Annotated in this window: 21 protein-coding genes and 1 other annotated feature; of the genes, 18 read left to right on the plus strand and 3 right to left on the minus strand. The window is 33.6% G+C overall.

Annotation, left to right across the window (positions count from 1 at the left end):
- The first annotated feature begins 166 nt into the window (after window positions 1-166).
- The 3 genes from ACTCDL_RS03550 to ACTCDL_RS03560 all read left to right on the plus strand — a co-directional run bounded on the left by ACTCDL_RS03550 (window position 167) and on the right by ACTCDL_RS03560 (window position 3,610).
- Window positions 167-880: a glycerophosphodiester phosphodiesterase gene (locus ACTCDL_RS03550; protein ID WP_463174080.1), complete on the plus strand. Its 714-nt coding sequence runs from the start codon at window positions 167-169 to the stop codon at window positions 878-880.
- A 105-nt stretch (window positions 881-985) separates the two neighbouring features.
- Entirely contained in the window at window positions 986-1,897 is a 912-nt protein-coding gene (locus ACTCDL_RS03555; protein ID WP_463174081.1) for a carbohydrate kinase family protein, read from the plus strand.
- A gap of 450 nt (window positions 1,898-2,347) precedes the next feature.
- Window positions 2,348-3,610: a glycoside hydrolase family 18 protein gene (locus ACTCDL_RS03560; RefSeq protein ID WP_463174083.1), complete on the plus strand. Its 1,263-nt coding sequence runs from the start codon at window positions 2,348-2,350 to the stop codon at window positions 3,608-3,610.
- Window positions 3,611-3,683: 73 nt separating this feature from the next.
- Here the strand turns inward: ACTCDL_RS03560 and ACTCDL_RS03565 are convergent, their stop codons facing one another.
- From ACTCDL_RS03565 to ACTCDL_RS03575, 3 genes are all read right to left on the minus strand, one after another.
- A complete protein-coding gene (locus tag ACTCDL_RS03565; RefSeq protein WP_463174085.1) occupies window positions 3,684-4,379 on the minus strand; it encodes a LysM peptidoglycan-binding domain-containing protein in 696 nt (231 codons plus the stop codon).
- 283 nt (window positions 4,380-4,662) lie between these two features.
- Window positions 4,663-7,899, minus strand: coding sequence for a 5'-nucleotidase C-terminal domain-containing protein (locus ACTCDL_RS03570; RefSeq protein WP_463174087.1), 3,237 nt, complete (start codon window positions 7,897-7,899; stop codon window positions 4,663-4,665).
- A gap of 327 nt (window positions 7,900-8,226) precedes the next feature.
- Window positions 8,227-9,213: a bifunctional metallophosphatase/5'-nucleotidase gene (locus ACTCDL_RS03575; RefSeq protein WP_463174089.1), complete on the minus strand. Its 987-nt coding sequence runs from the start codon at window positions 9,211-9,213 to the stop codon at window positions 8,227-8,229.
- Between the two features lie 533 nt (window positions 9,214-9,746).
- On the opposite strand from ACTCDL_RS03575, the gene ACTCDL_RS03580 reads away from it, so the two are divergent.
- The 15 genes from ACTCDL_RS03580 to ACTCDL_RS03650 all read left to right on the plus strand — a co-directional run.
- Window positions 9,747-10,916: a dicarboxylate/amino acid:cation symporter gene (locus tag ACTCDL_RS03580; RefSeq protein WP_463174090.1), complete on the plus strand. Its 1,170-nt coding sequence runs from the start codon at window positions 9,747-9,749 to the stop codon at window positions 10,914-10,916.
- A gap of 513 nt (window positions 10,917-11,429) precedes the next feature.
- The gene (locus ACTCDL_RS03585) at window positions 11,430-12,380 is read left to right on the plus strand and encodes an HlyD family efflux transporter periplasmic adaptor subunit (protein ID WP_463174092.1); all 951 of its coding nucleotides are present in this window, start codon (window positions 11,430-11,432) and stop codon (window positions 12,378-12,380) included.
- A gap of 19 nt (window positions 12,381-12,399) precedes the next feature.
- Complete coding sequence (locus ACTCDL_RS03590) at window positions 12,400-13,722, plus strand: PhoH family protein (RefSeq protein WP_463174093.1); 1,323 nt, start codon at window positions 12,400-12,402, stop codon at window positions 13,720-13,722.
- A gap of 207 nt (window positions 13,723-13,929) precedes the next feature.
- Window positions 13,930-14,631, plus strand: coding sequence for a YggS family pyridoxal phosphate-dependent enzyme (locus ACTCDL_RS03595; RefSeq protein WP_463174094.1), 702 nt, complete (start codon window positions 13,930-13,932; stop codon window positions 14,629-14,631).
- Window positions 14,631-15,143, plus strand: coding sequence for a cell division protein SepF (locus ACTCDL_RS03600; protein ID WP_463174095.1), 513 nt, complete (start codon window positions 14,631-14,633; stop codon window positions 15,141-15,143). The genes ACTCDL_RS03595 and ACTCDL_RS03600 overlap by 1 nt, the downstream gene beginning before the upstream one ends.
- Window positions 15,112-15,948: a pyrroline-5-carboxylate reductase gene (proC, locus tag ACTCDL_RS03605; protein WP_463174096.1), complete on the plus strand. Its 837-nt coding sequence runs from the start codon at window positions 15,112-15,114 to the stop codon at window positions 15,946-15,948. The genes ACTCDL_RS03600 and proC overlap by 32 nt, the downstream gene beginning before the upstream one ends.
- On the plus strand, window positions 15,949-16,221 hold the full coding sequence (locus tag ACTCDL_RS03610) for a YggT family protein (protein ID WP_463174098.1): 273 nt from the start codon (window positions 15,949-15,951) through the stop codon (window positions 16,219-16,221).
- A 156-nt stretch (window positions 16,222-16,377) separates the two neighbouring features.
- Window positions 16,378-17,166, plus strand: a complete 789-nt coding sequence (locus tag ACTCDL_RS03615) for a photosystem II S4 domain protein (RefSeq protein ID WP_463174099.1) — start codon at window positions 16,378-16,380, stop codon at window positions 17,164-17,166.
- Window positions 17,167-17,178: 12 nt separating this feature from the next.
- Window positions 17,179-17,778: a DivIVA domain-containing protein gene (locus ACTCDL_RS03620; protein ID WP_463174100.1), complete on the plus strand. Its 600-nt coding sequence runs from the start codon at window positions 17,179-17,181 to the stop codon at window positions 17,776-17,778.
- A 12-nt stretch (window positions 17,779-17,790) separates the two neighbouring features.
- Window positions 17,791-18,036, plus strand: coding sequence for a TM1266 family iron-only hydrogenase system putative regulator (locus ACTCDL_RS03625; protein ID WP_463174102.1), 246 nt, complete (start codon window positions 17,791-17,793; stop codon window positions 18,034-18,036).
- A gap of 67 nt (window positions 18,037-18,103) precedes the next feature.
- Window positions 18,104-18,805, plus strand: coding sequence for a 5'-methylthioadenosine/adenosylhomocysteine nucleosidase (locus ACTCDL_RS03630; protein ID WP_463174103.1), 702 nt, complete (start codon window positions 18,104-18,106; stop codon window positions 18,803-18,805).
- A 331-nt stretch (window positions 18,806-19,136) separates the two neighbouring features.
- Window positions 19,137-19,730, plus strand: a complete 594-nt coding sequence (locus tag ACTCDL_RS03635) for an ankyrin repeat domain-containing protein (protein ID WP_463174105.1) — start codon at window positions 19,137-19,139, stop codon at window positions 19,728-19,730.
- A 610-nt stretch (window positions 19,731-20,340) separates the two neighbouring features.
- Window positions 20,341-20,579 (plus strand) — a binding site (T-box leader).
- A 384-nt stretch (window positions 20,580-20,963) separates the two neighbouring features.
- Window positions 20,964-23,744 (plus strand): isoleucine--tRNA ligase, encoded by a 2,781-nt coding sequence (ileS, locus tag ACTCDL_RS03640; RefSeq protein WP_463174108.1) that lies wholly within the window; start codon window positions 20,964-20,966, stop codon window positions 23,742-23,744.
- A gap of 527 nt (window positions 23,745-24,271) precedes the next feature.
- Window positions 24,272-25,837, plus strand: a complete 1,566-nt coding sequence (locus tag ACTCDL_RS03645) for a sensor domain-containing diguanylate cyclase (RefSeq protein ID WP_463174109.1) — start codon at window positions 24,272-24,274, stop codon at window positions 25,835-25,837.
- 72 nt (window positions 25,838-25,909) lie between these two features.
- The coding region (locus ACTCDL_RS03650; protein ID WP_463174111.1) for a hypothetical protein at window positions 25,910-26,406 on the plus strand (497 nt) is incomplete at its 3' end.

Consider the following 26,406-nt stretch of genomic DNA (forward strand, 5'->3'; position numbering starts at 1 on the left):
AAACATCTTAAAATCTTATAATATCAATGATTATAAAGGTTTTAATCTTTTAACTATAAACTGTACACCGTCAACCGTCAACTCGACACAAGTGTCGCATTATATCCATTAAGTGTTATTATCTATATTAAAATTTAATTAAAGATAAGATTATGGAGGGATAATCATGTTAAGAATAGGTCACCGTGGGGCTTCAGGTATAGCTCCAGAGAATAGCAAGGCAGCTTTTTTTAAAGCGATAGAGTTTGGATTAGATATGGTGGAGTTGGACATTCAACTAACTAAAGATAATAACTTAGTTGTGTTTCATGATTATAATTTGAGTAGAATTGCAGGCTTAGATAGGAAGATAGGTGATATGACTTTAATTGAATTAAAGGAAATAGATATTGGTAGCTGGTTTAGTGAGGAGTTTGCTAATCAAAGGGTACTCACTCTAGAAGAGGTGATTAATCTACTTAAAGGAAAATTAAAGATTAATATTGAAATAAAGATTAATCAACAACAGAGTGAGGTTATTATTGAAAAGTTACTAGATATCTTAAAGCAGAAGGGGTGTGCAGATGAGGTTATTATCTCCTCTTTTGACCATAGAATACTTAAATTGATTAAGAGGGAGAACTCTTCTTTAAAGACAGCAGTTTTAATTGGTGCTATCACAATAAATCCAATTAGATTGATTCAAGAAGCTGAAGCTGATGGTATTCACCCCCACTATTTGACAGTCAATAGAGAACTGGTAGAAGAACTAAAGGATTATGGATATTTTATCAATACATGGACTGTTAATAGTAAGAAAGAAGTCGATAGATTAGTTAAGATAGGTGTTGATGGAATTATGGGCGATTATCCGCACCTATTAACAGAAATAGACAGATGATTCAAAATGAGATAAATAGATACGATATTAAACTTTATTTGACAGATTATGATATAATATCAATAAAGGGAGAATGGAAACGTTATCATAAGGGAGGAATGTTCTATGAACAAGATTCTAGTGTCGGGTTTGATCAATATTGAAACAACTTTAAAGGTAGATAGATTTCCAGTGGAGTATTCTCCAGTCAACTATCCTTTTTGGGGAATTCGCTCTACAGTTTCTGGAGTGGCAATTAATATCTCAAAAGCTTTACATACTTTAGGAGCTGAGGCTAACCTCTTATCCTTTATTGGAGACGATGGAGGAGGAAAGGAAGTACTAGATGAATTGAGTTCTAATAATATTGCAACAAATTATGTTGTTAAAGATATGAAGGAGACACCACAGTCAGTCATCATTTATGAAGGGAGTGGTAGAAGGCAGATTCATCTGGATTTAAAGGATGTGCAGAAAAGAGAATACCCTATAGAAGAATTCAAGAAGGCTTTAGCTGAGAGCTCTATAGCTGTTTTAGCAAATATCAATTTCTCAAGACCATTTTTAGAGATAGCAAGGGCAGAAAATAAGTTAGTAGCTACCGATGTACATGTGTTATCTGATATAGATGACGAATATAATAAGGATTTTATGAGGTATGCTAATATTCTTTTTATGAGCCATGAAGGGATTAAAGGTTCTGTAGAGGATTTTGCTAAGGAGATAATTCAAAAATATAAAAATGATATTTTAGTTATTGGAATGGGTAAAAAGGGAGCTTTGTTATATGTAAAAGAAGATGATTTTCTTGGTAGATTTGAAGCTGTAGATACCAGAGAGATAATCAATACAATTGGTGCAGGGGATGCCCTCTTTTCAAGTTTTATTTATTTTTATAATCAAACTCAAAATCCTTATATATCATTGAAAAAGGCTATCTTGTTTGCCTCTTATAAGATTGGAGAGAGAGGTGCAGCAGAAGGGTTCTTAGATGAGAAGAGTTTAAACGAATTATATTTAAAGTTCTATGGAGAATAATTTATTTAAAAAGATAAAGCCTTGAAACTTTTAAGTTTCAAGGCTTTATCTTTTTATCAAGTAATTTAATAGCTGAGTTTATTAGATTAATTGTAATAAATCTTAAATAAAAGCAAAATTTATAAAAAGATAATTGAAATTAAAGATGTTATAATGTTACTATAACTTATATTAAGATTTGATGTTAGTAGAAAAGATAGAATATAGAGATAGTGCGACATTTCTTTTGAGTTGACAGTTGACAGTTGACAGTTTATAGTAAAAAGATTAAAAGCTTTGTGATTTAAGGTTTTGTACTTAACTATCCGCTCTCAACTATACACTATACACTGTGGTTTAAAAGTGTCACAATATCCCCATAAAGAGATAGTTTTATATTGAAATTGAATTAATACAATACATCAATTAACATATTTTTAATAGCTATAATCAAATAAGGAGGAGTAAACAATGCAACAGATAATATCTTATGTGATGACTCTAGTCCTATTAGTACTCTCTCCAATCTCAACAGTTGCTCAAAAAGAGATAGATAAGCATATTGTTGCTTATTTCCCTAATTGGGCTACTTATAGCTCTCAGTATAAGTACTTTTCAGTAGGTGATATACCTTGGGACAAGGTAACTGTGATTAATCATGCTTTCTTTAAGATAAGTGATGATTTCCAATTGGAATCTACTGATAAGCTTGTTGATTTCGAAAAGGAGTTTGCACACTCTGATTTTTGGAGATTTGATAAGCTGAAAGGTCATTTTGGAGAGTATAAATATTATAAGAGATTATATCCTGATGTAAAGGTGATTATCTCTGTTGGGGGATGGTCTGAAAGTGGTAACTTTCATCAGATGGCTCTAACAGCAGAGAATAGAAAGAAGTTTATAGATAGCTGTATAGGGTTTTTGAAGAAGTATCCTTTTATAGATGGGATAGATATAGATTGGGAGTATCCAGGCATTAGCAGAGAGGATGTAGCAGGGTCTTTTGAAGATAAAGAGAATTTCACAAAGTTACTCAAGGAGATTAGAGTAGCTTATAATAGTAATGGAATGGAAGAGAAGTTGTTGACTATAGCTATCCCAGCAGGAGAGGATAAGGTTATAGGAAAACAGGAACCTAACAAGTATCATCAATATCTAGATTTTATCAATTTGATGAGCTATGATATGCATGGTGCTTGGGAGAATAGAACAAATCATCATTCTCCAATCTACTCCAACCCTTATGATCAGGCAGGAAGTTATTCTAGAAGAATGAACCTTCATGCTGTAGTTAACTTCTATATGAGAAGGTATGGTATACCAGCTGAGAAGTTAGTTGTAGGGACTCCTTTTTATTCAAGGGGATGGAAGAATGTGGATGATGAAGGTAATGGTTTATATGCAAGGGCTTCTGGAGGTGCACCTAGTATCTTAGGAAATGGTGGCGAGAACCCTTATTGGAAGATGAAGAAGCTAGAGGGTCTAAGCGGTTATACTAAATATAGAGATAAGTATTCTAGAGTACCTTACTTGTATAATAAAGAATTGGGTTATTTTTATTCCTATGAGGATGAGATTTCTTTGTCAGAGAGAGCTGACTATATTAATATAAATAACCTAGGTGGGATAGTTATCTGGGAGATTACTGGTGATGATTTTGAGGGAACGATGATAAATACAATCTATGAGAAATTCAGTAGAAACATAGTGAAGAGTAATGAGTATGAGAAATAGGCAGACATAGCCTGCCTATAATTTTAAGATGGTTTTAAACTTATTCCCACCAACTACTCACACTCACACTAAACTAACTTGGAATACAGATAGGAGTTCCAGCATCTAATTTATTTATGTTTTTAATGTGAGGATTAGCCTTCTTCAATTCCTCGATAGGTACACTATACTTTTGAGCAATAGTAAAGAAGGTATCACCTGGTTCAATAACATAAATTGACCCTCCTGGGCAAGAAACTGGTCCTGCACCGGGAGCAGGTGGTAAACAGATTTCTTGTCCTGCTCTAAGTTGTTTAGGATCTATTCCAGAGTTGACAACAAGCAGAGCATCAAGGGTATAACCAAATTTTTTAGCTATACTGACAAAAGTTTCACCTGCCTTGACTTTGTAGAATCTACCAGGACATGGCTTTACTGCAGGGGCTTGTGCTGGAATACATATCTCCTGACCAATCTGTAATTTGTTAGGATTAATAGTTGGATTAGCTGCAGCTAGAGCTTCAGCAGATGTGTTAAAACGGCGAGCAATAGTAAAGAAAGTATCACCTAGAACAACTGTATAAAGAAAGCCACTTGCACAGGAACCAGAAATATCTTTAACTGGTATACATATCTGTTGACCTACTTGTAAATTATCCGGATTAATATTTGGATTGGCATCTATTATTGAATCTACAGTTATTTCAAAACGAGCAGCTAAATTATATATTGAATCACCAGGTCGAATAGTATACAAGCTTCCATTAGGGCAATTTGGGATTTGGGGCATCAGTTAACAGCCTCCTTTCAACTTTATTTTATATATATTATGCAGGTTAGAGGCAATGTGGGATTTTTTAGTTGTTGATAGTTTGGGTTATGGGGATATTGCGACACTTTCGTGTCGGGAATCAGGAATCTGGAACCAGTGTTTATAACTGATTCCTGACTACTGATTCCAGATTCCAAAAAGTGTCCCAATATCTCTAAATTGTATTAATTCTTCTAATAGCATAGTTAAGATTAGATAATAAAAGAGTTAGGCTTGAATTCAAGCCTAACTCTTTAGGTATTTATGCAGCAGGTTCTACAACTGCTTTATTTTCTTTAAGTACTCGGTTATCAATTTCTGGATTGATAGTATCTTGAGCACGTAGATATTCGATTACTATCTCTTTAATCTCTTTATAGCTATTAGTAAATTCAACCTCTTTAAATGTAGAGAACTTGTCACCACCTACAGCTAAGAAGTTATTAGTTGCTACTTGATACTGTTTATCTAGTTGAAGTGGTGTACCATCAGCTAGTTGAACGCTAACTACTCTATTATATTTTTCTTTATTTGGATTATAGATTACTTTTAAGCCAGATATTTGCATCATACCTTTATCCAAGGTAAAGCTCTGTTCTAAGATATCTATAATCTGTTGTCCAGTCAGCTTAGCCGTTACAGCAGTGTTACCGAAGGGTAATAGAGAGTAAATCTGCTCTACCGTGATGTTACCAGCTGGAATATCAACTCTTAATCCACCAGCATTTTGGAAGACAACATCTGCTTGAGTATAAGCTTTAACTGCGTCAGTAACTAAGGCACCGATATTAGAAATCTCATTGTAGTTACGTTTTAATGGTGTTTTAGAAGTGGTTAACACTTCACTCATAATTGGTTCAATTGCTTTTTGATATTTATCTACAATAGTTTGAGCTTTCTTATCGGGCATTATGTTAAGTTTGGTCTTTCTAACAGCATGGGTAGTAGGTTTAATAGCTACAACCTTAGAAGTCTTAGTATTTACAAAGTAGCTTAGATGTCCAATCCTACGCCCATGTTTGTAAGCTTCCACCACCGGAATACCATTGATAGTAGCTGTGACGGTATCATGGCTATGTCCACCAATCATTCCATCAATGCCCTCAACTTTTTTAGCTACTTCAATTAATTCACCGCTAACTTCACCAGTAGACCAATCTGTATTGCCTGGCATATGACTTAGGACGATGATTAAGTCTGCTCCTGAGTCTTTAAGCTGTGGAGCTATTTTATTGATGATTGTAGCAGGATCTCTAAATTCTAGATTTGCAATGTGAGTTGGCATGGTAGAAGTTAGAGTATCAGGGGTTGCAATCCCTATAATTCCTACTTTAACTCCATTTACTTCAGTGATAATATATGGTTTTGCATAATCAACTACTTGATTAGTATTTTTGTCATATAAGTTAGCAGCTACAAACTTATAATCTGCTTTTTGACTAATCTCTGCCAATACATCTTGTCCCCAGTCAAATTCATGGTTCCCAATAGCACTGGCTGTATAGCCAAGATAGTTGAATAGTTCGATAACTGGTGCTCCATGATTTAAAGTAGAGACTGGAGTACCTTGGTAGCTATCACCACCGCTTACTAAGATAGTACCTTTAGGATTTTGCTTTTTATAGTGTTTTATTACTGCTGCCAATTTAGCAGCACCTGCTTCATAGCCACCTCGTACATTACCATGGAAGTCATTGGTAGAGAGGATATCTATCTTTTTATAGTTATTTAGAGCCTCTTCAACTTCGGGGTCATTGATATTGATGCTTTCGGTATTCCAAGAACGATTTTTAGCAGGAATTTCTATAATACCTGCATTAATAAGTGCAATAACCTTATCTCGTTGAGGATAGCTCAAGTCAGCTCCAATGATCTTCCAGTTATTATCTACAACTGGATTGATAGTTTTAGCTTTTCTAATATAATCGATGATATATTGTTGAATTGTTTTCTCTGATTTAAAGCTTGCTTTATTATGGATGATTCCAGATGCCTTTAAACCACCATAACGGTAGTTGTTTAATGCTAGAGTAAAGGTTTGCTTATCAGTAACTTTTTTACCTCTAAAGGTTAAATCAACAATTCTATCTCCAGCAGGTTTGGAGATATCAATCTTATAGTTGATTCCAGCAAACATATCGTAGTTATAGCCACGAATCTCTGGGTTAAAGCTGATTGTTAAGTCACCATCATGATAAGTATTAAAGTAAGCGGCAGTCCACTCCATATAATCCTTTAACTCCTTACCTGTTACCTCTACAGTATAGAGGGTGTTGGGATATTTATAGATTAAAGTAGCATCCTTGATAGAGACAGGGCCTGCTTGAATGCTAGCCTCACTATCAAATAATGCTGCCGAAGAGATATCAGCACCTGTAGCTTCTAATTGTATCTGATTAATCAGGTCAACTAAGGGAGTATCTTGAATCTGTGCTGATGGAATCCCTTTAATTTCATCTTGGGGAGTAAAGTCTCCAGTAGCTGTTCCGATAGGAGTTGTCACATAGTCAACAGTCTCTTGATGATAATCTTTAGCTAATTTTAATATTTCAAAAGCTGCCTTAACAGTTTTGGTCGCTAGGTGGGTACCCTTTTTATTGACAACCTGCCAACTGCCATTTTTCTTAACAATTGTTAAATCTACTCTTGAAACATGATGCCCTTTATCATCAGGAGCAATTACCAACACTCCATTGACAGTCTTCTTTACTATTTGGTGATCATGACCAGCAAAGATAGCAGTAATTTCTGGATTTTCTTCAGCTATTTTTTTGACCTTATCTCCCCCAGTCTTATGACCTTCTCCTTCTAAGCCTGCATGAGCAAGGGCGATAATAACATCTGCACCTTTTTCTTTTATTTCAGGAATATACTTCTTGGCTGTATCAGCCATATCCTCAAATTGTAGAGTAGCTACTTTGTCTCCATCCCAACGAGGAATATTTGGGGTAGTTAATCCTAAGATAGCGACCTTGATTCCATCTACCTTGGTGATTGTGTAAGGCTTTACAAATAGTTTATCTGTATTCTTATAATGGATATTGGCTGATAGCACAGGAAAGTCAGCATAAGCAATAACATTTCTGAGAGTATCCAGTCCAAAATTGAATTCATGATTGCCTAAGACCCAAGCATCATAGCCCATTAGGTTCATTACATTCATCATTGGATTGGGGACATCATCTCTGTCTTTGAAGATATCTGCTAAGGTAGTGCCTTGAATTGTATCTCCAGAGTCAACAAGAAGAGTATTGGGATTTTCTTCTCTGACATCTTTGACAATAGTATAGACCTTGGCCAAACCTACATCATCATCCTCTTGATCGGTCTTATATGCCCAAGGATAGATATTACCGTGAATATCACTGGTTTGTAGAATAGTAATCGTCTTACTATTCTCTTCAAGTGGTCTTGATGACATAGCATTGACTCCAATAGCGAATAGAGTCACTACTAAAACTAGCATTAAAAATTTTGAAATTAAACTTTTCTTGTACATTTTATTCCCCCTTATCAACTTTTTTATTTTAACCTAAAATATTGCTCAGGATTAGAGTTATATTTTAGGTTAAAAACAGATGGAAATTAGAACCTCTTATAGTATTTTATATAAAATGATTTTGAATTTCAATAATCATCCTCGAAATTAAAATGCTTAGATAGTTAAACTATTTGTTTAAAATAATAAAAAAGTCACCACAAGGAAAGGCGATAGACTGTTTCTGTTTGTGGTGGTTTTTTTATATATTCTTATAATTATTGTTAAATTTATAAGAAGTAGATTGTATTTTGGGTATTTGAATGGTGGATTGTTAAAGATATCAACTTATTTTTTAAGTTTATTCAAATATTTAGTAGTTATCTCTTGAACTTCTTTATCAGGAAGAATATCTAATTCTGTATTTTGAACTTCATAAATAGTGGGGGTTACTCTATTAACTTCCCCAGTCTCTGTATTGACCAAAAATCGTAAATGTCCAATTTGATACCCTTTGTGGTAAGCTTCTACTACAGGTATACCATCTACAGTTGTTGCTATTGATTCATGGCTGTGTCCACCAATAATACCATCTACACCTTCAATCTGTTGGGCTATTTCAATTAACATCCCACTATATTGGCTAGTATCAGAATCCTTTTTACCTGGGATATGTCCAATAAGTACAACTAAATCTGCTCCTGCTGCTCTTATTTTAGGGACGATCTCGTTGATTGTTCTTACAGGGTCTTTAACTACTAAATTACTGATATCTGCTACAACAGAATAAGGGATAAAGACACCAATTAATCCCACTTTAACTCCATTAATCTCTTTAATCAGATAAGGCTTAACATAATCAACTAACTTACCTGTATCTTTATTGTAGAGGTTGGCAGCTAAGAATTCATAGTTAGCTTTGTGGGTAATCTCTTTAAGTCTATCTTCTCCCCAATCAAATTCATGGTTTCCAATAACACTAGCTGTATAGTTTAAGTAATTGAATAAATCTATTACAGGAGCACCATAGGTGAAAGAAGAGGTAAAGCCTCCTTGATAGCTATCACCACCATCTACTAAAATTGTTCCTTCAGGATTTTGATTGATATAGTGCTTCATAACTGCTGCAAACTTAGCCCCATTCTCTTCAATATTTCCATGGAAATCATTGGTTGATAAAATATCAATCTGTTTATAATGGGTATTTAGTTTAATAGGTTTTTCAGACATAGCTTCAATAGTTCTATCTTCTTCTGGAATTAAAGAGTTTATTAGAAAAGATAGTAAAATTAAAGCTAGGACAAAGATAAATATTCTTGATTTCTTAACGAACATTTTATGCCTCCTTTATAATAATTTTAAAATTAAATACTATTTTAGTTGGATTTAGTGTAGAAAGTAACAGCTAACAAGGTTTACCTATCACTGCTTACTATATATATGGCATTAAAGATTTAACATTTCAATTAGCTATGAGTTTTAAGCCGCAGCTTCTATAGAAATCATAATATCGCCACAGGTTAAAACACTGTGGCTAATGATTCTTTTTCGCCGTATATATAGTTATTGTCTGATTTATTATTTTTACTGGTATAAAATATTAAAACTAATTATCTGTAAAGCTTTTCTTCTAAATATATAACTTATATATTTGCTTTAAAAAACCTTTTTAAAATAATGTCTATTACTGTAAAAAATTATACTGACAATTATTTGAAAGTAATATATAGTGAGGGATTAGGAGTTAGGATTTACTTTATAAATTGGACAACTATATTTAGATTTTTCTTGAAAATTAATATAAGTATCTATATAATATACATATGTATTTTAGTGACAGACATAAGTAATGTAGGAGGAGAGAAGAAATGAAAAAATTAGGTTTATTACCAAAATTGCTTATTGGAATTATAGTAGGTTTGATCTTGGGGTCTTTCTGTTTGAAAGTAGGCCTAGGGTGGCCAATCTCTTTATTGAAAACCTTTAACGGAATTTTTGGGAGTTTATTGAGCTATATTATTCCATTTATTATTATTGCTTTTGTAGCTCCAGGAATTGCAGAATTGGGAAAAGGTGCCAGTAAATTATTAGGGCTTGCAACATCGATAGCTTATTTATCTACAATTATTGCAGGAACTTTAGCTTTTATCTTAGGAAAGGCATTATTACCAGTCTTATTAAATGGTAATACAGACTTAAATACAATAGATAATACTGTTAAGGCTTTCTTCAATATCGATATTCCACCGATGATGGGTGTAATGACGGCATTGGTAACTGCATTTATGATTGGCTTAGGTATGGCTAATATTCAAGGAAAGAGCCTTTATAATGTAATTAAAGACTTTCAAAATATAGTCCAACAGGTTATCAAAGTAGTAATTATTCCATTATTGCCCATCCATATTGCTGGTATTATAGCTAATATGAGTTATGCTGGTAAGGTTGCTTCTATTATGTCTTCCTTTGGTAAAGTATTTGTACTTATTATTGGATTACAGACAACTTATGTAATTATTCAGTATCTAATTGCTTGTCAGATAGCTAAGAGAAATCCAATTACATCTATTAAGAACATGTTACCAGCATACTTTACTGCAATAGGAACTCAGTCCTCAGCAGCTACTATTCCAGTGACGGTACGTTCGGTATTAAGTAATGATGTAGAAGAGGATATTGCCGATTTTGTAGTTCCGCTAGGTGCAACTATTCACCTAGCAGGTGATACTATTACTCTAACTTTAGCCTCAATGGCTGTAATGATGTTAAGTGGTCAAGCAGTAAGCTTTGCTGCTATGTTCCCCTTTATCTTGATGTTAGGGGTGACGATGGTAGCAGCCCCTGGAATACCTGGAGGAGGGGTAATGGCATCATTAGGACTTTTAGAAGGAATGCTAGGCTTTGGAGGTATGCAGAAATCTTTAATGATTGCCTTACACTTAGCCCAAGATAGCTTCGGTACAGCATCAAATGTAATGGGTGATGGTGCTATTGCTATTATTATGAACAGTTTATCTAGAAGTAAGAAATTATCATGATTCTATCAATAAAATCACATAACCTCTAATAAAAAGTCCAGCTAATAGCTGGGCTTTTTATTGTTAAGGACAGATTTATGATTTTATAGTGAAAATTAAGTGTCTCTTTAGAGATATAAACCTGTGGTGATGGTGATATGTTACACTACGGGTTAAAACCCGTAGCTAAAACTTAAAGTGTCGCAACACCCCCATAAAGTTATATTTGCCCTCAACAGAGATATAATATAAAAAGATAAATTAGCTATTATATCCAATTAACCATAGAATGCACATATTTCAAGTTGAAGAATAATATGATATTAAGTACAAAGACTAGTAACCCTAATTTTAGTATGATTAAGTTTAAATGAAGGAAAGGGGAGATGTATAATCGGCTTATAGCTTATAAAAGACAGTTCAAAAATTATTTTATAATTATTAAATTTTTATTATTTTCAAATAGATAGGTAGGAATTATTTTATAGATATAGAATTATATAAGTATAGAATATTTATTTAGATTAGAGTGTGATGTTATATAAAGGTAGGGTTACTATGAGAGATTTTGCTAAAATTACTAGTCAAGTTGAAAGTACCAAGTTTAAAAAAAGCAATAAATCCTATGCAACTATATTCATTAAGTTTTTATTATTTTTAGTTATTTGTGGTCTAATAGTTATCTTTGGAATTAACTTTTTGGGTTATCATTCTAGCAAGATAGCTACTACCGCGTATCAAGCAATTAAAGATAGTATTAAAACTCCAGGAATTTTAATCAGAAAGGAGAGGGTAACTTTTGCACCTCAAGGTGGAGAGGTTGAGCTTTATTTCTCTGAAGGTGCCAGAATAAGTACTGGAAATAAGGTAGCAACAGTTTATAATAATAAAGAGAGTGATAATCTTTATAACTATTATGCAGGAATAATTAGTTACAAGGTAGATGGGTTAGAGATGACTCTAAGAGAAGATAACTTAAAGAATCTAAATTATGATCATTTTATAAATTTAAAAGGAAAGTATAATCCTATTAGCTCAGGTGATAAAATCAATATGGGAAGACCTATCTTTAAAGTTATTGATAATTTTAAATTTTATTTAGCAGTTTTATTACCTCAAAATCAGTTAGCTAATTATGAGGTGGGAACTGAGGTAGAGGTCTTCTTTCCTGAATTAGAGGAGTATTTTAGAGGTAAGATAAATTCTATCCTATTAGATAAGCCTCAAAATATTATGGTTATAGAGTTTAATAGATTTATCCCTAAGCTGATTGATATTCGCAAAACAGATGTAGAAATCATTAGAAAGAGGTATCATGGAATAGTAGTCCCTAGTTCTGCCCTAATAAAAAAGGATGATAAGCTAGGGGTGATGGTCAATGGTTATACTAAAAATTACTTCAAAGAGGTTAAATTGATAGGAAAAGTAGCAGACCAAGCAGTAATTAAAGGGGTAGGGCCAGGGGTTAAAGTTATTCTTAATTAAAAATTAAGGGGGAATACTAGTGGAAAAAATTTATGTCTTAGATACCAATGTTATATTACATGATCCAAAATCCATATTCTCTTTTGAAGATAACCAAGTTATCATTCCAATGGTGGTTATTGAAGAGGTTGATGATCAGAAAAAACGCCAAGATTCAGTGGGTAGTAACGCCAGAATATTCTCTAGATACTTAGATGAATTAAGAAAAAAAGGGAAATTATGTGATGGCGTAGAATTGGATAATGGTGGAAGGATTAAGGTTGAATTGAATCATCAACTTCTAACAGAATTACCTAAAGGATTGGATCCTAATAAGCCCGATAATCGAATCTTAGCAACTACTTTGGGATTAAAGACAGATGATGGTAATATCCCTGTTATTTTAGTTACTAAGGATATCAATATGAGGATCAAAGCAGATGCTATGGGTCTTACAGCAGAGGATTATTCAACTGATGCTGTAAATATTGATGAATTATATTCGGGAATAAAGAATATAAGTGTTCCTTCAGATCAGATAAATGCTTTATTTAAAGATAAAAAGTTAGAATTGAATGAGTTGGATTTAGAGGAAAGACTATATCCTAACCAATTTATCAATTTAGAAGATGAATTGGGAGGTTCTCAATCAGCCTTATGCTGTTATGATGAAACTAAGGATAGATTAATCCCTTTGATCTTTAATCCAACTGATGTTTGGGGGATTAAGCCTCGTAACCGAGAACAGAAATGTGCTTTTGAGTTATTATTAAATGATAATATCAAATTAGTGACTTTGGTTGGTAAAGCAGGAACTGGAAAGACTCTCTTGGCTTTGGCAGCTGGGTTACAGAAGGTTGTAGAGGAGAAATCTTATAAGCGATTGATTGTAACTAGACCGATAGTTCCTATGGGGAATGATTTAGGGTTCTTACCAGGAGACAAAGATGAAAAATTAGCGCCTTGGATGAGACCTATCTTTGATAATATGGAATTTTTAGTAGGTGGAAAAGATGAGAATGGAGCTAGTGCTATAGCTGATTTGAAAGAGATGGGCTTGATTGAGATGGAAGCAATCACCTATATTCGTGGTCGAAGTATTCCAAATCAATTTATCATAGTTGATGAGGCACAGAACTTAACCCCTCATGAGCTAAAGACAATTATTACTCGTGCTGGTGAGAATACTAAGATTATCTTAACAGGAGATCCATATCAGATAGACCATCCTTATCTTGATAGTAATAGTAATGGTTTAACATATGTTGTAGAAAGGTTAAAGGATAAGGATTTAGTTGGTCATATGACCTTATATAAAGGTGAACGTTCTCAATTAGCAGAGATAGCAGCTAGTTCATTATAATTGAGTCTAAAATTAACTAAATATATATAATTGCTATTAAAGGTTTTGAATTATTTGTAGGGAACGGTCGCGACCGTTCCCTACAAATTAATGAATGATTAGAATAATTAAAATTGTCTTTTTATAAAAATACACCTATTTAGGTGTATTTTTTTTGCAGGAAAAGAATAATAGATATAGAATTAATTAGAGAGGAGGTTTTTATGTATGGATGATATTAATAGTAGATTATTAAAAATAGAAGAAAGAATTAAAGTTGCTGCTAAAAAGTCAGGAAGGGATCTTTCGGAGATTAAATTATTACCTATCTCGAAATATCATTCTTTAGATAAGATGCAGGCAGTTTTAGATAAAGGGTATCTTGAATTTGGTGAGAGTAGAGTGCAAGAGCTAATGGAGAAAAATGAAGAGTTTTCTGCTGAAGTAGAGTGGCACATGATCGGACATTTACAGAGAAATAAGGTGAAATATTTGGCAAGAATGCCTAGATGCAAGTTGATTCACTCAGTTGATAGCTTAAGATTAGCCAAAGAGATTAATAAAAGGGCTAGGCAAGAGGAAAGAATAATGAATATCTTAATTCAAGTTAATACTGCTCAAGATGATAATAAGTTTGGAATTTATACTAAAGAGGCAATTGAGATGGTCAAAAAGATTGGTAGTTTTGAAAATGTAAAGATTAAGGGCTTAATGACAATTGCACCTTATAGTGATGATCCCGAAGAGGTAAGACCAGCTTTTCGTAAGTTAAGGGGGTTGTCAGAGAAGATAGAGGCAGAGAAGATAGAAGGTGTAGAGATGAAAGAGTTATCGATGGGGATGAGCAATGATTTAGAGGTAGCTATTGAAGAGGGTGCAACAATCTTAAGGGTTGGTTCAGCAATCTTTGGAGAAAGGGAGTATAACTAATGGAGTTTATCAATACCTTATTGGACAAGGTTGATCAATTTTTTTCTTTGAGTCCACAGGAGATAGACAATGATGATTATCCACCTATTAAATTAGAAAGAAAAAGAAAGTCTGAAGTTAATCAAAGCTTAGAAGGAGAGGATTTGAACTCAATTATTAGCTCTTCTCAAGTTAAGGATATGTTGATTGTAGAACCAGAAAGCTTTGATGAGGCTCAGCATATAGTTGATAAATTAAGGGGTAAGCAACCAATCTTACTTAATTTAAGTAAGACCGAGCATGAAGTTTCTATTAGAATTATTGATTTTATTAGTGGTGCTATTTATGCTTTAGATGGTAATGTAGAGAAGGTTGGAGATAGTGTATTTTTATTTGCTCCAGATTCGATTAATATCACCTACAAATCTAAAGCTAAGGAAAATTCTAAGGTTAAAACAAATTATAATGATGGATCTGTTTCAGTAACAGATGGAATATCTAATGGAGAGAAGGAGAGTCTTTATGAGAAGTAGTAAGAAGATAGGGTTTATTGGAGCAGGTGCTATGGCTGAGGCTTTAATTAAAGGGTTAATTGAGTCAAAAGTAGCAAAACCCAAAGAAATACATATCAGTGATATTAGAGCAGAGAGGTTAGAAGAGTTAAAAAAGAGGTATGATCTAGAGATTAGTACAGATAATCACAAGTTAATAGAAAAAGTTGATTATCTAATTTTAGCTGTTAAACCGAAAGTAGTTTCTATAGTTTTAAGTCAAATCGGAGAAGATATTAGTAAATCTCAAAAAGTTTTTTCTATTGCAGCAGGGGTTAATACAATGATGATAGAGAAGCATTTAGAAGAAGAGGTAGCGGTTATTCGTCTAATGCCTAATACACCTGCCTTAATTGGAGAAGGGGCGATAGCTTATTGCTTGGGGAATTTTGCTCAAGGGGATGATAAGTTGGTTGAGCAAATTTTTGGAACTGTAGGAATGACATTAAAAGTTGAAGAAGAGCTAATGGATGCTGTCACAGGTCTTAGTGGGAGTGGTCCTGCTTATATTTATTTGATCATTGAGGCCTTATCAGATGCTGGTGTTAATGTTGGTTTAACTCGAGATGATGCTTTGGCTTTAGCTTTGCAAACTATTATTGGTTCTGCTAAGATGGTTTTAGATTTAGGGAAGCATCCTGGTGAGTTAAAGGATATGGTAACTTCGCCTGGAGGGACGACTATAACGGGATTAAAGGTATTAGAAAGAGAAGGAGTGCGCTCAGCATTGTATCAGGCAGTAGAGGCTGCTACAATAAAATCAAAAGAGCTAAGAGGAGAGAAATAAATGATTTTAATTTATTTAGTTGATAGATTATTTCAATTTTATTATTATTTAGTTATAGCTAGAGTGGTGTTGTCTTGGGTGCAACCACCGACTCATCACCAGACTATGAGAAAGATTATAGCTTTTATCTATAGAGCTACAGAGCCTGTTTTAGGTCCAATTAGAGAGATGATGCCAAGCTTTGGTGGGATTGATTTTTCGCCAATTATAGCTATGATAGCTTTACAGATTGTACGAAATGGAGTAATGCAATTATTGTATTATTTATTTTAGTAGTTTATATTAAGTAATTTACAATTGACAATGTACAATCTACAAATTAGAAGTTAATTATTTAAAGGATATTAATTAAAAGTTTATTTTAATAGCTCTAATTGAAAATTGTCAACTGTACATTGTACACTTATTAATGGACTAGGAGTGATAGCAGTGTTAGATAAAGAGAGATTACTCTCTCATATAAATGATGAAGAGGATAGAATTGAGTTGGCTCAAATCTTAGATAAAGCAGAGTTGGCTTTAACTAGACATCAACCGACATTTACTAACTTCTTAAATCCTCATCATCTTTATTTGGCTAAACCTATTTTAGAGCAGATAGCAGACTTGAACTTTTGGGAGTATGGTGGTTATAAGCAAGCTGAAAGGAAGCGATTAGCTTTGACCCCTGATTATTATCTAGCGGAATTGGTTGAGAGTCCAATTGTGCTACTAGATATTAGAGGGAGATTTGAATTTCAAGAGGTAAGCCATCGAGACTTTTTAGGCTCTATCTTAGGAACAGGGATTAAGCGAGAGATGGTTGGTGATTTAGTTTTATATCAAGATGGTTGTCAAGCTATAGTGGCTGAAGAGATCAAAGATTATATCAAATTAAATTTAGATAAAGTACATAGGATTGGGGTAGAGATAGAGGAGATTGATTTTGATAATTTGCAGATAGAACCAGAGAGGATTAAGGAGATTGAGACTACTGTAGCTTCTTTGCGTCTAGACTCTGTTGCCAGTTCTGGTTTTTCAACATCGCGAAGTAAGATGAGTAAAGAGATAGAACAAGGGAAGGTCAAAGTTAATTGGAAAGTTATTGACAACCCAGCCTATTCTTTAAATGCAGATGATATTATCTCAATTAGAGGTAGAGGTAGGGTAGAGATAGATGAGTTATTGGGTGAATCCAATCGAGGAAGGATTAAATTAAGATTAAAGCGATATATCTAGGAGGAGATACTTATGTCTTTAACACCAGCAGATATCTATAATAGAAAGTTTAAAAAGAGCCTAAGAGGATATGATACACAAGAAGTAGATGATTTTTTAGAGTTAGTCGCAGTATATTATGAAGAGATGATATCAGAACAGACCCGATTGAATTCTCTTGTTGATGATTTAAGCTCAGAGCTGAAGAAGTATGAAGAGCTACAACAATCTTTAGATGAGACTGTAAATAAGGCCCATAAATTTGCTGAAGATCAGAAGCAACAGGCTAAGGATAAAGCAGAATCTACCTTAGAAGAAGCTAATAGAAAGGCTCAAGAGATGCTTAAAGATGCTGAGCTTAAGGCTAAAAACCTTATTGAAGGAGCAGAAGTTAAAGCCAATAAATTGCTTGATGAGGCTGAATTTGAGGCAAAGAAGCAACTGATGGATGCTAGAAAACAGAGTGAAGATAAGTATAGAGATTATCAACAGTTGTTAGAGAATGAACGGTTATTTAAAATTAGATTCAAGACATTATTACAGAGTCATTTAGAGATGTTAGAAGAAGAGGAAGATATAAGAGAAATGGAAGAGGTTGAGACCTTAAAATCTGAAGAGAAGTTAGCAGAATAAGGGGGAGCTGGAATGGAAAAAAGGGTAGCGGTAATTGGTATTGTAATCAGTGACCGTAAAGGAGCTGCAACACAGGTTAATAATATTTTAGCAGATTATGGGGATATTATTGTAGGAAGAATGGGATTACCATATCAAGATAGAGGATTAAATATTATCTCTTTAATTGTAGATGGAACAAATGACCAGATAGGTGCTCTAGCAGGAAAGGTTGGAAATATTCATGGTGTTAAAGTAAAGTCGATGGTAACAACTTAAGGGCAGTAATGAGTGATGGGTGACGAGTAAAAACATTAAGTAATTAAGATGTGGGGAGTGGAAGTGATTGAAAATAGGTATTATTGGAGCAATGGATATCGAGATCGAGCTACTAAAGAAAGATTTAGAGTTAAGAAATACTCTTAATAAAGCGAGTATGGAGTTTTATGAAGGAGAGTTAATTGGTAAAGAGGTCGTATTAGTGAGAAGTGGAATTGGTAAGGTAAATGCTGCCGTCTGTACTCAGATATTAATTGATGATTTTGATATAGATGAGATTATCTTTACAGGGGTGGCTGGTGCTGTTGATCCGACTCTAGATGTTGGTGATATAGTAATCTCTAATGAGGTGGCACAGCATGATATTGATGTCACAGGATTTGGCAGAGAGTATGGTGAGGTTCCTGGGTTGGATAGAGTCTTTTTTGCAGCAGAGCAGAGGTTGGTTAATTTAGCTAAAGATGCTGGAGAGAAGGTAACTGCTGATGAGGATATCAAGGTCTTGATAGGTCGTATCTTATCAGGAGATCAGTTTATTGCTGATAGAGAGAAGGTGGCTTGGTTAGAAGAGATTTTTGCTGGGTGTTGTACTGAGATGGAAGGGGCTGCAGTAGGCCAGGTCTGCTTTTTAAATGCCAAACCCTTTGTAATTATCCGTTCTATGTCTGATAAGGCTGATGGTGAGGCAAATATATCCTTTGATGAATTTGCGAAGATAGCTGCTGATAATTCTTATCAGATAGTTGTAGAGATGTTAAAAAATATATAAGTATGAGTATGAGTGCAGATTAAAAAGACTATTTAGATTATTATCTAGGTAGTCTTTTTGCTTGGGGTGTTGTTCCTGAAGTTTTGAGTTTGTTACTTTAGCTAAATTAGATTTAGTAACTTCTGAGTCAAATAGTAAGTAAAAAATTATTTGAAGAGATAAGGAAAAAAATATATATCTATATAAGTGACAAAAAATATAATTCTAAGTTTGGGGTTTATTGAAGTGATGTGGTATAATTTAGGTATTAGTACATGTAAGTAGGAAGGAGGTGGCGGTTAGTTGTTGTAAAGGTTAGACTTGATTTTTTAGAAAAATTTTATGAAAGGAGATGATTAATATTAAGTTAAAAAAATTCTATTTAAGTTTAAGTTTAATCTTGATTTTGGTAATTATGGGTTGCTCTAATGGAAAGGATACTCAACAGTCTCAAGTAAATACTCCCAATGACTCAAGCTCTAGTACTAAGCAAGAAGTCAGCAAAAAAGAGACTTCAGATGCAGAAGAAGCGGTTACTACATTTGGTAATTCTGCTACAGAAGTTATAAACTGGGATACTGCATCGACTGAAAAAGTAAAAGAAGTGATTGCAAATGGAATAGATATTAATCAACAAGATGATCAAGGAAGAACTCCGTTAATGAAGGCATCTAAAGCTAATAATGTAGGAGCTGTCAGAGAGTTATTGAGAAATGAAGCAGATACTGATATTCAAGATAAGCAAGGAAAGACTGCTTTAATCGAATCAGCTTATGAAGGGAATAACTTTATTACAGAGTTGTTACTTAATTATAAGGCAGATGCTAATTTGAAAGATAATTCAGGAAATAAAGCAGTGGATTATTTAGAGCATTCTATGAGTGCTGATAAATTATCAGCTGATGAGGTTGAGGTTTATTCAAGGTTAAAGAAGTTAAGTAAGTAAGAAGATAATCAATATATATTGAAAAGATAAATAGACTATGATTTTTCAGAGATTATATAGCCTCTTAAAGAAGATAAATTAAAATAGTTAGCCACGAATTGACACAGATGAAACACGAATCAAGAGATTAAAGAATTAATTTATAAATATAATCTTTTGATATTTATTCGTGTGGATTCGGGAGATTCGTGGCAAAATTTTTTGAAGGGCTTGATTATAGAAAGAAGTTAAGCTTATATCAATGATTTGGTTATTTGAAACTGTAGAGAGATAATATATTTTATTCAATTATTTATTTTAATTTATAAGAATATATAATATAGGTATGTTAACTGAAAATGAAACTTAATGGGTATATTGGGACACTTTTTATAAGTGTGAGTGGGTGTGTGAGTGTGAGTAAACCCAATAAAAAGAAGTTTTACACACACTCACACTCATAGCTCACACTCGACACAAAGTGTCGCACTATCTCTCGATAACGCTATGGTTAAATTCTATTCTAGATTCACGAATCTCTATTAATCTATTGTATAATACTTCAAATTTTAATTATTCATTGACTAAGCTTAAAATCTATATTATAATATAAGACAAAATGTTATATTCAAAAACAGCAAAGATAGAGAAGAGTAGGTATAGTGAAAGTTAGAGCGAACTGGGGAATGGTGGAAGCCTGGCAACAGAAGCTATATTGAAGATCACCTCTTAGCTATTTCTCTGAACTTAACAGTAAGAGAGATCGGATGCAGACCGTTATTCTGTTTAAGTGAGTATGTTTGGTAGCTATTTGTTGGCTACTTTATATACTAATTAGGGTGGTACCGCGATAATAACCTCGTCCCTTGTTGGGAGGAGATTTTTTATTTTTTGTACATACAAGGTGAAAAAGACTTCACCTTGTAGTGTGAGTGTCAGTAGTCAGTGTGAATAAGTTCAAAATCTTTAGATGATTATTTAATAAAAAAGAATTGTTAGCTACGAATTAACACAGATGAAACATGAATAAAAAGATTAATGATTAAAGAATTAATTTATTAATATAATTTTTCACTAATTCGTGTAAATTAGTGAGATTCGTGGTTGAAAAAAGGTTGTATGTTTATTTTGCCTATAATATAGTTCACAGTGTATAGATACTACTTTAACCTGTAAAGAATATAAGATATTTAAAGGTTTTAACTGTCAACTGTACACTGTCAACTGTCAACTATAAAAAGAGGGGTGTAAAAAATGAATTATAAGGATACGTTAAATCTACCGAAGACTGAATTTCCAATGCGTGCTAGCTTAGCAAAGCGTGAGCCGGAATTCCAACAGTTTTGGGAAGAGAATCAAATCTATGAGAAAGCATTAAAGAAAAGAGAAGGGGCTAAGCAATTTATCTTACATGATGGACCTCCTTATGCAAATGGGGATATCCATCTTGGTCATTCTTTACAAAAGACTTTAAAAGATATTGTAACTCGATATAATCACTTAAAGGGATTTCAGGCACCTTATGTTCCAGGTTGGGATACTCACGGGTTACCAATTGAGCATAAGGTAACTAAGGAGTTAGGTGAGAAGAGAAAAGAGCTATCTATTACAGAGCTAAGAGATATGTGTAAAGATTATGCTTTAAAATATGTAGAGCGACAGAAAGGTCAGTTTAAGAGATTGGGCGTTTGGGGTGATTGGGATAATGCTTATGTTACTTTAGATCCTAAATATGAGGCTAAGCAGATTGAAGTTTTTGGACAGATGGCATTAAAAGGACTATTATACCAGGGGTTGAAGCCAGTACATTGGTGTACTAGTTGTGAAACTGCCTTAGCAGAAGCAGAGATTGAATATCAAGATAGTCGAGGACCTTCAATTTTTGTTAAGTTTCCAGTCAAAGAAGGCAAGGTGTTAGGTGGAGAAGAGTTAACTGCTGATGATTTTGTAGTTATCTGGACTACTACTCCATGGACTATCCCATCAAATATGGCGATTTCAGTTCATCCTGACTTTGATTATGTAATCTCTCAAACTCCTAATGGTAGAATTGTTGCTGCTAAAGAGCTATTAGATCAGATGATGAAGACTTGCAAGGTTGAAGAATATAGTATAGTAGCAGAGTTTAAAGGGCAAGAGTTAGAGGGTGTTAAGTGTAAGCATCCATTTTATGATAGAGAATCACAAGTGATTTTAGGAGATCATGTTACCTTAGAGCAAGGTTCTGGTTGTGTCCACACAGCACCAGGTCATGGTCATGATGACTATGTTGTTTGTCAAGACTACGATATTCCAGTATTTGCTCCAATGGACAATACAGGAACTTTTACTGAGGAAGCTGGAGAAGAGTTTGCAGGTATGTACTATGATGATGCCAATATTAAAGTGACTAACTTATTAAAAGAACAGGATTTATTGATGAGCTTAAACTTCATTGATCACTCTTATCCACATTGCTGGAGATGTAAGAATCCAGTTATCTTTAGAGCTACTAAGCAATGGTTTGCTAGTGTAGAAGATATCAAAGATGAAGCTTTAGAAGCTGTTAGAAATGTAACTTGGTATCCTGAATGGGGAGAAAAGAGAATCTCTAATATGATCGAGAATAGAACAGACTGGTGTATCTCTCGTCAGAGAGTCTGGGGAGTACCGATTCCAATCTTCTATTGTAAAGATTGTGGAGAGGCAGTAGTAACTGAAGAGACTATTGAAGCAGTAAAAGAGTTATTTGGAGAGAAGGGTTCTGGTATCTGGTATGAGTTAGATGCCAATGAAATCTTACCAGCAGGGTTCAAATGTCCTGATTGTGAAGGTAGTGAGTTTGAAAAAGAGACGGATATCATGGATGTTTGGTTTGATTCGGGTGTTAGTCATGCAGCAGTATTGGAGAATTATGATATCTTAGATAGACCAGCTGATCTTTATCTTGAAGGTACAGACCAATATCGTGGTTGGTTCAACTCTTCTTTATTAACGTCAATTGCTGCTAGAGGGGAAGCTCCTTATAAGACTGTTGTAACTAATGGATTTACTGTTGATGAGAAGGGTAAGAAGATGTCTAAATCTATTGGTAATGTCGTGTCACCTCATGATATTATTAAGCAGTATGGTGCTGATATTTTGAGATTATGGGTTGCTTCTTCTAACTTTAAAGAGGATGTGAGAGTTTCTGATAAAATCTTTAAAGAGAATGCAGAGGTTTATCGTAGAATCAGAAATACTTCTCGCTATATTTTAGGGAACTTAGCTGACTTTGATCCAGCAGAGAATACAGTACCATACAGTGAATTAACTGAAATTGATCGTTGGGTATTAATGCAGTTACAGAAGCTAGTTAAAACTGTAGAAGATGCTTATGAAAATTATGAATATCATAAGATTTATCATGCTGTTCATAACTTCTGCTTAGTAGAGTTAAGCTCCTTCTATATGGATATTCTTAAAGATAGAATGTATATTTTAGAACCAAATGATCCAGTTAGACGTTCAGGTCAGACTGCTATGTATGAAATCTTAACTACAATGATTAAGATTATTGCTCCAGTAATTGTTCATACAGCAGAAGAAATTTGGAAGTATCTACCTGGAGACCATGCAGAGAGTGTCTTCTTAGAGGACTGGCCAGAGCTTAAAGAGGAGTATATTGATGAAGAGCTAGCAGCTAAATGGGATAGACTGATAGCTATTAGAAAAGATGTCTCTAAGGCATTAGAGCTTGCTCGTAAGGAGAAGATAATAGGACATCCTTTAGATGCAGCTATTAAGATTTATCCAAGTGAAAAGACTTATGACTTCTTAACTCAATTTGATAATTTAGCAGAGTTATTTATCGTCTCTGTTGCTCAATTGGCAGCAGCTGATGAGCAAGTAACTGGGGATGTCTATGAAGGAAAAGAGTCTGATATTAAAGTAGCTGTAGTTCAAGCAGCTGGTGAAAAGTGTGACCGTTGCTGGAATTACAGTGAAACTGTTGGAGAAGACGATGAACATGCAACAGTATGTGCTAGATGTTTAGAAGTAGTAAATAGTTTATAATCTTTGATTAAAAAGCTTGTAACTGATTTTTCAGTTACAAGCTTTTTAATATTAGGCTTTCTTTGTTCTATTGATCTATGCATATGATAGCTTTTGCTGACTTATATCTTTAAGCTATAAAAGATTCAACTTTATCAATAAAATTTAAACTAAAATGGAATAAATTAGTTGGTGCTTGATTATAGATAAACAACTTTAGAATGAAACAATATAATGATATTACGACACTTTGTGTCGAGTGTGAGCTATGACTGTGAGTGTGTGTAAAACTTCTTTTTATTAGGGTTTACTCACACTCACACACCCACTCACGCTAATTTTAAAAGTGTCGTAATATATCCATTAAATTACACTTTAGACTTGGATATCTATATCCAATTATTAAATAAGGTTGTTTACAGACTTTAATTTATGAGAAAAGGTTAAATTTTATTGCTTAAAATGTTAATATTTATTAACATTTTATAATTGTTTTGCAGGAGAAAGGTATAAGGTATAGAATATTAATTAAAAAGAGGAGGGATTGTATGTTAGAAATAATAGTATTCTTACTTATATCAATAATATTACCTATAACTTTAATTATGGTATCCTCCTTTAATAGGAAATTGATGGCTAATTCTTATCTTTTATTATCTGGACTTGTAATACTTTTTATTATAAATTATTCATTATTTGGAAATCCTGTTAATAGTATTATTGGAGTTACTTCTTTATATTTATTTGTTGGAGCAAGCACAATCTTAACAGGGACAATTGGAGGGGTGATTACATCTATAGTGGTCTTACCTGCTCTGATCTGGGCAGAGTTTAGTACTATAGAAATTATGTATCATCTATCTTTTTTTCTAGTTATCTCTTTAGTTTTAGGAAGGCTAAATTACATGATTGAAGATAAGATCAAAAGTATTATTAAATTAAATATGGGGTTATCAAATCAAATTAAAGAATTACGGGTTCTTAGAGAGATTAGTGCTATTTTACAAGGGACATTGGAGTTGGATAAAGTATTGCAGATAATTTTATCTGCTGTAACAGCTGGCTATGGTCTAGAATTTAATCGTGCTATCTTATTTCTGATTGATGATGGAGATGAGACTAGGTTAACAGGTAAGATTGGTATTGGTCCTCTAGACCAGCATGAAGGCTTACAGACTTGGCAGAATGTTGCTAAAAATAAGATTAATTTAGAAGGCATGATTGCTGTACAGGAAGAACTAGAGTTAAGTGATAAGAAATTAAATGATATTATTCAAAACCTATCATTTCAGTTAGATAAGGCGCATATAGCCACTAAGACAATTAAGAATAAAGAACCTTATAATATTAAATTTATGGATCCTGATGATAAGTTTCAATGTACTTTAGCTGCCCAATTGGGAATGGAGGCTTTTGCTATTGTTCCTTTGATTGTTAAAGGTGGAGCTATTGGGGTTTTGGTTGTCGATAACATTGCTAATAAGAGAGAGATTACTTATAAAAGTATAGACTCATTATTACCCTTTGCCAATCAAGCTGCTTTGGCTATACAGAATGCTAAATTGCATAAATTAAAAGAGAATATGGCTGTTAAAGATAACCTTACAGGCATCTATAATCAGAGGCATTTTCAAACAAGCCTTGAACAAGAAATAGAGTTTGCTAAAGAGAGAGAGGTTTCTTTAGCTCTATTAATGATGGATATAGACTACTTTAAAGCTTATAACGATAATAATGGTCATCCGGCAGGAAATGAGGCTTTAAAACAACTGGCTAGAATCTTAGAGGAGAATATAAGAGATAATGATGTAGTTTGTAGATTTGGTGGTGAAGAGTTTGCTATTATTTTACCAAATGTATTCCAAGATATAGCCTATACTATTGCTGAGAGGATTAGGGCTAAGGTAGCTGATAGCCACTTTGATAATCAAGAGACTCAACCTAATGGTAATGTAACAATTAGCATAGGTATAGGTATGTTTCCTGAGGATGCTAGTACCGATCGTGAGTTATTAAATGTGGCTGATGAGGCTTTATACTATGCTAAGTCTTGTGGGCGTAATAATGTTAAACTACACCAAGAGTATTTAAGTTCGATTAAAGAATTATCGTAGTTTGTGGTAAGTGAGTCTATTTAAATGGTTAAGGGCTTAGTTATTTTCCCAAATAGGAAGAGAGGTGATAAGATGCCAAGTGATTTGTTAATTGTTGGAATCTTTACTTATGTTGCTTGTTTACTACACTTTGGGGATTGTTTCTATTTTTGGGGTCTTGAATTTTTTGCTAAAAAGAAGTTACTGCAAATAGGACAAGAGCTAGAAAATTTGGAATTTTCTTTTGAACAAATATACTACTTAGTAGCTACTCCAAGTACTAATTATGATTTCTGTGAATTAAATTTAGAGGATTTTATAGTCGAAAAAGGAAAAGAATCTTTTTTCTATGGTGGAATTTATGATTTAAAGATATATGCTCAAATGCCCGGTGGGCAGAAAAAACTAGTGGCTATTGTCCCAAAGGATAAATTTCCAGTTCCTATCTTAGATACTATGTTATATTATGATCAAATTAATCAAAGTGAGTATAACTTATTGGTCTCTTATTTATTTTCTCATCCTAGAACTCATAAGATGATTATTGAAGAGGTAAGAGGGAGAATAATAGCTGTCTCTTATACACATCT

Source organism: Orenia sp., assembly GCF_055140805.1.

Bases quoted from the DNA above. Each gene is read 5' to 3' on its own strand.
- ACTCDL_RS03550 (WP_463174080.1), top strand. From the start codon at position 167: ATGTTAAGAATAGGTCACCGTGGGGCTTCAGGTATAGCTCCAGAGAAT.
- ACTCDL_RS03555 (WP_463174081.1), top strand. From the start codon at position 986: ATGAACAAGATTCTAGTGTCGGGTTTGATCAATATTGAAACAACTTTA.
- ACTCDL_RS03560 (WP_463174083.1), top strand. From the start codon at position 2,348: ATGCAACAGATAATATCTTATGTGATGACTCTAGTCCTATTAGTACTC.
- ACTCDL_RS03565 (WP_463174085.1), bottom strand. From the start codon at position 4,379: ATGCCCCAAATCCCAAATTGCCCTAATGGAAGCTTGTATACTATTCGA.
- ACTCDL_RS03570 (WP_463174087.1), bottom strand. From the start codon at position 7,899: ATGTACAAGAAAAGTTTAATTTCAAAATTTTTAATGCTAGTTTTAGTA.
- ACTCDL_RS03575 (WP_463174089.1), bottom strand. From the start codon at position 9,213: ATGTTCGTTAAGAAATCAAGAATATTTATCTTTGTCCTAGCTTTAATT.
- ACTCDL_RS03580 (WP_463174090.1), top strand. From the start codon at position 9,747: ATGAAAAAATTAGGTTTATTACCAAAATTGCTTATTGGAATTATAGTA.
- ACTCDL_RS03585 (WP_463174092.1), top strand. From the start codon at position 11,430: ATGTTATATAAAGGTAGGGTTACTATGAGAGATTTTGCTAAAATTACT.
- ACTCDL_RS03595 (WP_463174094.1), top strand. From the start codon at position 13,930: ATGGATGATATTAATAGTAGATTATTAAAAATAGAAGAAAGAATTAAA.
- ACTCDL_RS03600 (WP_463174095.1), top strand. From the start codon at position 14,631: ATGGAGTTTATCAATACCTTATTGGACAAGGTTGATCAATTTTTTTCT.
- proC (WP_463174096.1), top strand. From the start codon at position 15,112: ATGGAGAGAAGGAGAGTCTTTATGAGAAGTAGTAAGAAGATAGGGTTT.
- ACTCDL_RS03610 (WP_463174098.1), top strand. From the start codon at position 15,949: ATGATTTTAATTTATTTAGTTGATAGATTATTTCAATTTTATTATTAT.
- ACTCDL_RS03620 (WP_463174100.1), top strand. From the start codon at position 17,179: ATGTCTTTAACACCAGCAGATATCTATAATAGAAAGTTTAAAAAGAGC.
- ACTCDL_RS03625 (WP_463174102.1), top strand. From the start codon at position 17,791: ATGGAAAAAAGGGTAGCGGTAATTGGTATTGTAATCAGTGACCGTAAA.
- ACTCDL_RS03635 (WP_463174105.1), top strand. From the start codon at position 19,137: ATGATTAATATTAAGTTAAAAAAATTCTATTTAAGTTTAAGTTTAATC.
- ileS (WP_463174108.1), top strand. From the start codon at position 20,964: ATGAATTATAAGGATACGTTAAATCTACCGAAGACTGAATTTCCAATG.
- ACTCDL_RS03645 (WP_463174109.1), top strand. From the start codon at position 24,272: ATGTTAGAAATAATAGTATTCTTACTTATATCAATAATATTACCTATA.